The sequence below is a fragment of the Actinosynnema sp. NPDC059797 genome, assembly GCF_042732085.1.
In the GTDB taxonomy this organism is placed as follows: domain Bacteria; phylum Actinomycetota; class Actinomycetes; order Mycobacteriales; family Pseudonocardiaceae; genus Actinosynnema.
Genome location: NZ_JBHWIE010000382.1, coordinates 1 through 6,436, shown reverse-complemented (window position 1 = coordinate 6,436; position 6,436 = coordinate 1). Strand labels below are relative to the sequence as shown.

Annotated in this window: 7 protein-coding genes; 5 read left to right on the top strand and 2 right to left on the bottom strand. The window is 76.1% G+C overall.

Features of this window, described 5'->3' with window-relative positions; all coding sequences use genetic code 11:
* The 5 genes from ACFV4N_RS37770 to ACFV4N_RS37750 all read left to right on the top strand — a co-directional run.
* The coding region (locus tag ACFV4N_RS37770) for an acyl-CoA dehydrogenase family protein (RefSeq protein ID WP_499677475.1) at positions 1 to 620 on the top strand (620 nt) is incomplete at its 5' end.
* Complete coding sequence (locus ACFV4N_RS37765) at positions 617 to 1,930, top strand: MATE family efflux transporter (protein ID WP_499677474.1); 1,314 nt, start codon at positions 617 to 619, stop codon at positions 1,928 to 1,930. The genes ACFV4N_RS37770 and ACFV4N_RS37765, both read left to right, overlap by 4 nt.
* Positions 1,927 to 2,301, top strand: coding sequence for a holo-ACP synthase (locus ACFV4N_RS37760; protein ID WP_499677473.1), 375 nt, complete (start codon positions 1,927 to 1,929; stop codon positions 2,299 to 2,301). The genes ACFV4N_RS37765 and ACFV4N_RS37760 overlap by 4 nt, the downstream gene beginning before the upstream one ends.
* On the top strand, positions 2,298 to 2,573 hold the full coding sequence (locus tag ACFV4N_RS37755) for a hypothetical protein (protein ID WP_499677472.1): 276 nt from the start codon (positions 2,298 to 2,300) through the stop codon (positions 2,571 to 2,573). The genes ACFV4N_RS37760 and ACFV4N_RS37755 overlap by 4 nt, the downstream gene beginning before the upstream one ends.
* Positions 2,570 to 4,375: a carbamoyltransferase family protein gene (locus ACFV4N_RS37750; RefSeq protein WP_499677471.1), complete on the top strand. Its 1,806-nt coding sequence runs from the start codon at positions 2,570 to 2,572 to the stop codon at positions 4,373 to 4,375. Before ACFV4N_RS37755 ends, ACFV4N_RS37750 begins: the two co-directional genes overlap by 4 nt.
* 40 nt (positions 4,376 to 4,415) lie before the next feature.
* On the opposite strand, the gene ACFV4N_RS37745 is transcribed toward ACFV4N_RS37750, so the two are convergent.
* Positions 4,416 to 5,468, bottom strand: a complete 1,053-nt coding sequence (locus tag ACFV4N_RS37745; RefSeq protein ID WP_499677470.1) for a hypothetical protein — start codon at positions 5,466 to 5,468, stop codon at positions 4,416 to 4,418.
* Between the two features lie 85 nt (positions 5,469 to 5,553).
* Positions 5,554 to 6,333, bottom strand: a complete 780-nt coding sequence (locus ACFV4N_RS37740; RefSeq protein ID WP_499677469.1) for a hypothetical protein — start codon at positions 6,331 to 6,333, stop codon at positions 5,554 to 5,556.
* Positions 6,334 to 6,436: the final 103 nt, after the last annotated feature.

The following is a 6,436-nucleotide window of genomic DNA, read 5'->3' as shown; positions in this document are numbered from 1 at the left end:
CAGCGCCCGGCCCGCTCGGCGTCGAGGCCGTCCTCGTCGACACGCCCGCGCCCGGCTTCCGGGGCGAGCTGCTGCCGATCGTGGGGCTGCGCGGCGTCCGGATCAGCGAGCTGGTCTTCGACGGCGTGCGGATCGACCCGGCCGACGTGCTGGGCGCCGACCGCAAGCCCAGCCGCCGCGGTTTCCTCGGCGCGCGGCAGACCCTGACGACCTACCGGCCGTCGCTGGCCGCGATGGCCGTCGGCGTCGCCGACGCCGTGCTGGACTACGTGCGCGCCGAGCGGACCGCCCTGCCCACCGCGGACGAACTGCGGGTGGCGGACCTGGCGGGCCGGGTCCGGGTGGCCCGGTGGCGGGTCCGCGAGGTGGCCGCCGCGCTGGACGCGGGCCGCCCGGACGCGCACAAGACCTCGGCCGCCAAGCTGACCGCGACCCGGCTGGCCGAGGAGGCCACCCTGCTCGCGGTCGACCTGCTCGGGCCGACGGCGCTGCTGGAGCACCCGTGGCTGGACAAGACCTACCGGGACGTGCGGGCCTTCGAGTTCATGGAGGGCTCCGGCGACATCCACCGGCTGCTGGTGTTCCAGGGCGCCCTGCGCGACCCGGGCGGTGGCGCGTGACGGGGGTCGGTGTCGAGGCGCCGGAGCGGTCGTTGACCGGCGTGGCGAGGCGCATGGCGGTCAGCCTGACCGCGATGACCACGGCGGGCACCGTGCTCCAGCTCGCGGTGACGGCGTTCCTGGGCCACCTCGGCGGCGACGCGCTGTACCTGCGGTCGGTGTACGTGCCGTTCGGGTTCGTCAGCCTGGCGGTCAGCGAGGGGGTGGCGGTCGCCGTGCAGGTGTCGGCGTCGACCCTGCACCGGCGGGGCGACACCGCGCGGATCGGCGGCGTGCTGGTGCTGATGACGGCGCTCGGCGTCGGCGGGTTCGGCGCGCTCGCGCTGCTGGTGCTGGCCGCCTCCGGCCCGCTGGAGGCGCTGCTGGCGGTGCCGGCGGGCAGCCGTGACGCCGTCCGGGCCTTCCTGGTGGCGCTGCTCGCGGCCAACGGCCTGACCATGCTGCCGATGCTCGCGGGCGCGGCGTTGCGCGGCGTGGGCCGGGCCGCGGCGGCCGCGCGCCTCGCGGTGGTGTCCACCGCGCTGACCATCGGCGCGGTGCTCGCGGCGCAGCAGCTGTGGGACCTGGGCGCGATGAGCGTCCCGGTCGGGTTCGCGGCGGGCTCCGTCCCGCTCGGCGTCCTGTCCTGGGTGCTCGTCCGCCGGAGCGGGGTCGTGCCGGGGTGGCCCGCGGACCCGGCGCCCGCGCTGCGCCTGCTCCGGGAGGTGGCGCTGCCGGTCGCCGGGTCGTTCCTGGTGCTGTCCGGCGCGTCGCTGGGCTACCTGTGGCTCATCCGCGACGGCGGGGTGGCCGGGGTGACCGGGTTCGGGCTCGGGCAGACGGTCCAGATGTTCCTGGTCGTGCCCGCCATCGCGATCGGCTCGGCGGTCGCGATCACCGTGACGCTGCACGGCGAGGAGGCGCGCGCGAACGCCTTCCGGCTGCTGCTGCGCCTCGCCGTGCCCGCCTACGCCGGCATCGGCGTGGCGGTGTTCCTGCTGCGCGGGCCGCTCGTGGATCTGCTGACCACCGACCCCGCGGTGCGCGAGGTCGCGGTCGGCTACCTCGGCGTGATCGGCCCGTCGCTGGCGGCGCTGGGCATCACCCTGACCCTGCTCACCTACCTGGAGCAGGCCGGTCGCGCCGTGGCCGCGCTGGTGCTGAACGTGACGTTCTTCGCCGCGGTCCTGGCGCTGGGCGCCGCCCTGCCGGACCCGCTGCACGCGCGCTCGCTGGTCGTGCTCCTGGCGCTGGCCAACGTCGCCGGGTGCGCCTGCGTCCTGCTCAGCGCCCGTCCACTGCTGCGCGAGCGGAAAGGCGTGCCGGCATGAGGATCGGTGTCGACCTCGCCCGGGTGGGCGAGCTGGACGGGTTGCTGCCCCGGCCGTGGTTCCGCCGGTACTTCTTCACCGCGGACGAGCTGCGGCAGGCGGGCGACCTGGCCGCGCCGCGGGCGGCGGAGTTCCTCACCGGGCGGTTCGCGGCGAAGGAGGCGGTGCTCAAGGTCCTGGGGCGCGGGCTGTTCGAGGGCGTCTCGCCGAGGGACATCGAGGTGGTCCGGCAGGACTCGGGCGAGCCCGGCGTCCGGCTGTCCGGCGGCGCGCGGGACGCCGCCGAGCGCGTCGGCGTGACCTCGATGACGGTGTCCATCGCGCACAAGGGCCCGGACGTCGTCGCCGTGGCGATCGGGGCGGTGCGGTGACCGCGCCGCACCGCCCCGGGCCCGCGCCGGCCGAGGAGCTGGACGGGCTGCTCGACGACGTGCGCCGGGCGGGCCGGCGGCTGGACGCGCTGACCCCGCTCGACGACGCCACGCTCTGGGCCGCCCGGTGCGCCCTGGACGCCTCCGCCCTGCTGTTGCAGGCGTACCACGATGCCAACCCCGAAACGGCGTTGGAGGCGGTCGCCGCCTCCCGCGCGAGCGTGGTCGCGGCGACCGACGCCGTTCGAACGAGCAGGGAGAGACCAACATGAGCGAAGCCGGTGGGCGGCCCTCGGTCGTCCTGGGCTACAGCGGGTTCGACGGCTCCGCCGAGTTCAAGCGGGCGCACTTCCCGGACCTCCCCGACAGCGAGGCCAGGCTGTTCCAGGGCCTGGACGCCGCCGCCGCGCTCGTCGTGGACGGCGAGCTGGTGGCCGCCGTCCAGCAGGAGCGGTACTCGGGCGTGAAGTTCGACCACTCCTTCCCCGTCGAGGCGGTCCGCGCGTGCCTGGGCATCGCGGGCGTGCCCGCCGCCGACGTGGACGAGGTGCGGCACGGCTTCGACTACGGCATGACCCGGGTGCTCTCGCTCGGCGACGAGCTGAGCCGGCGGCGGTACGAGGAGGTGTACCGCCCGGAGCGGCAGACGTCGCTGCTGCGCCGGCACCTCCCGGAGCTGGCCCGCCTGTCGGTCCGCCCGGTGCGCCACCACTACGCCCACGCGCTGACCGCCGCCGTGCCGAGCGGGTTCGACGAGGCGCTCGTCGTCGTGCTCGACGGCATGGGCGAGGTGCACGCGGTGAGCGTGTACCGGTGGGCGGGCGGCGAGCTGACCCGGTTGGCCGCGCTGGACTTCCGCAGCAGCCTGGGGCTGTTCTACACGGTGATGACCATGCACCTCGGCTTCTGGCCCAACAGCGACGAGTACAAGGTCATGGCCATGGCCGCGTCCGGCGACGCCGGGCGGTTCGCCGCCGCCATGGGCGAGGCGGTCGTGCTGGGCCCGGACGGCCGCTTCGACATCCCGCTGCTCCAGCACAACCGCGACCAGCTCGGCAAGGAGACGTTCGCGGCGAGCAGGCGGTGGCTGGCCGAACAGGGCTGCCCGCCGGCCCAGGGCGAGTGGTCCCAGGTGCACTTCGACCTCGCCGCCGCGGGCCAGCGCCGGCTGGAGGAGGCGCTGACGCACCTGGTGTCGCACTGGGTGTCCCGGACCGGGTTGCGGCGCGTGGCGTTCGCGGGCGGGGTGGCGCTCAACTGCGTGGCCGTCGGCAAGCTCGCCGCGTCGGGCCTCGTGGACGGCCTCTACGTGCAGCCCGCCGCCGGCGACGAGGGCACGGCGGTCGGCGCGGCGCTGCTCGGCGCGGACCTGCGCCGCGCGGCCGAGCGCTACCCGGTGAGCACCTTCCTCGGGCCGGACGTGGACTCCGACCGCGTGCCCGCCGGCCACCCGTACTTCACCGTCGAGCCGGCGGACCCGGAGGCGGTGGTCGCGCGCCTGCTGGCCAAGGGCCTGGTGGTCGGGTGGGCGCAGGGCCGGCTGGAGTTCGGGCCGCGGGCGCTGGGCAACCGCAGCATCCTGGCCGACCCGCGCCGGCGGGAGACGCGGGACCGGGTGAACGCCGCGGTGAAGTTCCGGGAGGGCTTCCGGCCGCTCGCGCCGATCGTGAAGTCCGAGTGCGCCACGCGGTTCTTCCACGTCCCGGCGGGCACGAACATGCGGCACATGACCATCGCGGTGCCGGTGCGCGCGGACCGCGCCCACGAGATCGCCGCCGTGGTGCACGACGACGGCACCGCGCGGGTGCAGGTGGTGCACGCCGCCGAGCAGCCGCGCCTGTGGCGGGTCCTGGACGAGTTCGAGCGGCTCACCGGCGTCGGCGCGCTGATCAACACCTCGCTGAACGTGAAGGGCCAGCCGACCGCCCGGTCCGCGAGCGAGGCGTTCCGCACCTTCGACGGCTCCCGGCTGGACGTGCTGGTCGTCGGCAAGTCGCTGTACGCCAAGGACTGGGCGGTGCCCGAGGTGCTGGAGGCGGTGGCGAGGGTGGCCGAGCCGGTGGCCACGGCCTAGCCGGTCGGGGCGGGTCCCGCGCCGGGCCCGCCCCCGCACCTCACCCCGGCTGCCGGTTCGCCCGCGGGCGCGCGGGCTGGTCGAGGAGCGCGGCCGCGCGCACGCCCGCCTGGAACCGGCTGACCGAGTCCAGGTTCTGGATCAGCGCCGCGATGTGGCGGCGGCAGGTGCGCACGGACATGCCGAGGTGCCGCGCCACGCCGTCGTCGGTGAGGCCCTTGGCCATCAGCCGGGCGATGGCCCGGTGCAGGTCGCCCACCGCCCCGGCGTAACCGGGCTCGGCGGCGCTGAACGGCGTGGCGTCCTCCCAGTGCTGGTTGAACATCTCGATGACGAACCGCACCACGCCGCGGTCGTCGACCCGCCGCGCCGTCGGCTGCTGCCCGTCGGACGCCGGCAGGTCGAGCAGGACGGCCAGGGACTCGTCGAACACCACGGCGGCCCGCGCGAGGCTGCTGCGGGTGCGGATCTGCGCGCCGCCCTCGAGCAGCCGCCTGGCCTTGGCGCGGGCGGCGAACCCCGCCCGGCTGTGGTGCGGGCAGACCACGCGGATCGCGACGCCGCGGTCCAGCACGTCGTAGCAGGTCTCCAGCAGCTCGTCGAGGAAGTCCTCGTCGTGGTGGCTCGGCCGCAGCACCACCAGCTCGTCGCGGCAGGCCTGGCTCGCCAGCGCGAACAGGCCCCGGATCTCCGCCGCGCCGCTCACCCCGTCGATGCGGCCGACCCCCTCCCCGTCCCCCGGCGACCGGGTGATCGCCTCGACCCGCTCCCGGTACCGGTCTGCCAGCTCCTGCCACTGGTAGATCGACCGCTCGACCGGGGCGACCAGCGCGCTCACCGCCCGCTGCGGGGCGGTCGGCAGGAGGCGGCCGTCGGCGTCGGTGCGGAGCAGGTGGAGTTCGACGAGCCTGGCGACCGCGAGGCACACGTCCGCGAGGGACGCGCCCAGCTCGGCCGCCGCGCCCTCCGGGGAGGCGATGGCGCCCCGGCGGACGGCGTGGTCGTACACCCGGGCCTCCAGCCCCTCGGCCGATCCCGGTCCGCCACCGCCCGGACCCGCCGAGCCCCCTCGGTCGACCTGGTCATCGATCACCCCGCCACTATTGGGTCATCCGCGCCCGATGTACAGCGGGAACCCGCGCCGGGAGCCGGTCCCGGTGCGGGTTCCCGAGCGCGGTTCAGCGGTTGGCGTCGTCGCGCGCCAGGTGCAGCCACCCGAGCAGCAACGCGCCGCCCGCCCAGGCGAGCAGGGTGACCACCGAGGACGTCCGGGTCATCCCCGGCACCTCCCCGATCAGCAGGAACGCCGCGCCGGAGCCGGGCAGGACCCGGGCGGCGGCGGACGCCCACTCCTGGCCGGTGTTGTGGAGCACCAGCGGGAGGACCAGCATCAGCAGGAACACCGCCACCAGCGTGCCCGCGGTGTTGCGCAACAGGAAGCCGAGCCCGACCGCGACGGCGGAACCGGCCGCGAAGGCGAACGCGACGACGGGCAGCACCTCCGCGCCCCGCGCCAGGGTCAGGTCGAGCACCGGCCGGGCCGCGGCGAAGGCCGTGAGGGCGGCGGCCAGGGCCAGCAGCACGCCGAGGACCGTGGCCACCGACACCGCCACGGCCGTGCGGGCGAGGAACAGGGCACCGCGCCGCGGCGTCCACTGGAGGGTCGGCACGATCCCGCCGGTGGCGTAGTCGGACGTCACCGCGGCCAGGGCGAGCGCGAGGAGGCCGAACTGCCCCGGCAGGACCGGCACGGTCGCCGCGGTCCACGCCGAACCGCCCGGCGACGGGTCGGGGCTCGCCGCCGCCTCGACGCCGGCGATGGCCGCGATGCCCACCATCACCGCGGCGGACCCGGCCAGGAACCACCAGGTGGCCTTGACCGTCCACAGCCGCGTCCACTCGGCCGCGCAGGCGCGGGCGAACACGCGGACCGGGGTCGCCGTCGCCGTCGCCGTCATCGCGCCACCTCCGCCACGCGCTCGGCGCCGCCGCCGCGGTACTCGACGCTGTCGCCGGTCAGCTCCACGTAGGCGTCCTCCAGGGAGTGGCGCACCTCCGACA

Coding starts and splice junctions, on each gene's coding strand:
- ACFV4N_RS37760 (WP_499677473.1), top strand. CDS start 1,927: ATGAGGATCGGTGTCGACCTCGCCCGGGTGGGCGAGCTGGACGGGTTG.
- ACFV4N_RS37750 (WP_499677471.1), top strand. CDS start 2,570: ATGAGCGAAGCCGGTGGGCGGCCCTCGGTCGTCCTGGGCTACAGCGGG.
- ACFV4N_RS37740 (WP_499677469.1), bottom strand. CDS start 6,333: ATGACGGCGACGGCGACGGCGACCCCGGTCCGCGTGTTCGCCCGCGCC.